Source organism: Mycobacterium sp. E2497, from assembly GCF_001668695.1.
Classification (GTDB): Bacteria; Actinomycetota; Actinomycetes; order Mycobacteriales; family Mycobacteriaceae; genus Mycobacterium.
Window position 1 is genome coordinate 1 of sequence record NZ_LZKD01000202.1, and the last position, 1,365, is coordinate 1,365.

At 70.2% G+C, this 1,365-nt stretch carries 1 protein-coding gene; it reads right to left on the minus strand.

The window, feature by feature from the left end; translation table 11 throughout:
• The coding region (locus A5713_RS18425; protein ID WP_197516406.1) for an acyl-CoA dehydrogenase family protein at nt 1–1,365 on the minus strand (1,365 nt) is incomplete at both ends.

Consider the following 1,365-nt stretch of genomic DNA (forward strand, 5'->3'; position numbering starts at 1 on the left):
ATGCTCCCAGGTGAAGCCGATCCCGCCGTGGACCTGCACCGCGCCCTCGGTGATCTCCACCGCGGCGTCGAATGCGGCTGCGGCGGCCAGCTCCGCGGAGCAATCGTGTTCACCGACATCGAGGTTGGCGGCAGAGAGTACGAGGCCACGCGCACCCTCCAACGCGACGAGCATGTCCGCACAACGGTGGGAAACGGCTTGGAAGCTGCCGATCGGAAGGCCGAACTGCTCACGCTCACACGCCCAGTGCACCGACATCGCCAGGGCGCGCGCCGCCACCCCGATGGAGTCGGCCGCCACCGCGAGCAGGCTGTGGCGTCGGGCCGTCGCGAGCGCCCGCTGCAGATCCGGTCCTTCGCCCACGATCTCGCCGCGGGCCCCCGATAGGGTGAGCGCGCCGATCGTCGCGCTGAGATCGAGCGGCTGTTGCGCGTCGATATCGACCCCTTGCTCCCCGGGGTCGACCACGACGAGGACTTCCCGATCTTCCGTACGCGCAAGCACCAGCAGCACTTCGGCCGCCGGCGCCCCCGCAACGACGGGGATCGCCCCGGCCAACCGCCGTCCGTCCCATTCGGGAAGCGCCGGCCCGGTCGTCAGCCAGCCGGTGTCGTGCAACGGCACCGCGAACGCGGCCGTCGTCCCGGCGACGATGCGCTTCGCCGTTGTCCCGGCCCTGACGGCGACGACGACATCGAGCGCGGTAACGGTGGGAACCAGAGGAACCGGCGCGATCGCATAGCCCGCCTCCTCGATGGCCGCGTACAACAGTCGCCTGCTCGCGCCCGCCCCGCCCAGCGGCTCGTCGACGGCCAACCCGGGCAACCCGAACTCGACGAGCGCCGACCACAGTTGGTGATCGGTGGCGTCGACTAGGCGTGCCCGATCCAAAAGCGCTTCAACATCGGCGTGGGCACGCAAGGACTCCGCGAGAGCGTCGCGCAGCTGCTGCTCATCGGGATCCAGCGCCGCGAGCGGCGCGCCCGGTTCGACCACAGCCGGTCTACGGCCGTCACCGCGATGCGATGGGAGGCCGAGAACCGACTCGGCGATCGTATTTCGCTGTATTTCAGCGGTTCCCGCGCCGATGGTCGTCGCTCGGCTCATCAGGTAGCCGAAAGTCCAGCGGCCCTTGTCAATCGCCCCGGACGCGCGACTACCCAGTGCGCCGTGCGGTCCTGCCGCCCGCAACGCCAGCGCGTGCAGATGCTGTTCGAACTCGGACTTGACCAACCGGTTCACCGACGCCACGCCGCCGGGATCCTCGCCGCGCAGCACCGCGTCCAGTGCGCGGGCGCTGTTCGCGGCGATCATCCGGACACCGGACTCCAACCTCGCGACGGCCTGACGGACCATCGGGTCGGC